The organism is Streptomyces sp. DH12 (assembly GCF_020873895.1).
Taxonomy (GTDB): Bacteria; Actinomycetota; Actinomycetes; order Streptomycetales; family Streptomycetaceae; genus Streptomyces.
Genome location: NZ_JAHWGT010001547.1, coordinates 1 through 400 on the forward strand (window position 1 = coordinate 1; position 400 = coordinate 400).

General features: G+C 72.8%; 1 protein-coding gene. It reads left to right on the forward strand.

The window, feature by feature from the left end; translation table 11 throughout:
- Positions 1–166 precede the first annotated feature (166 nt).
- A partial coding sequence (locus LPA54_RS41015; RefSeq protein WP_228985487.1) for a GPP34 family phosphoprotein occupies positions 167–400 on the forward strand: 234 nt, incomplete at its 3' end.

The following is a 400-nucleotide window of genomic DNA, read 5'->3' on the forward strand; positions in this document are numbered from 1 at the left end:
GCGGTGACCGCCGCCCTGCTGCACCGGCTGGCCCGGGGGGCCTTCGCCGCCGCGGAACCCTCCTGAGCAGCGGTTTCGTCCTCTGAGCAACCTCGGACGCGGCCCGTACGTCTGTCCGGTCGACACGTTACTGTCCGGTCAACACGCAACGAATCGGGGGCGCACCATGGCCGTCTCACTGGGCGAAGAGATCATGCTGCTGTCGCTGGACGACACGACCGGCGCGGCGAAGGGGGAGAGCGGGGCCCGCTGGGGTGTGGCGGCCGGCATGCTCCTGGAGCTGGTCATGACGGGCCGTGCCACGGTGAAGGGCGGCCGCGTCGAGGTCTTCGACCCGTCCCCGGCGGGCGACCCGCTCCTGGACGGCCGGCTCGACCGGCTGGCGCGCTGGGTCCATGGG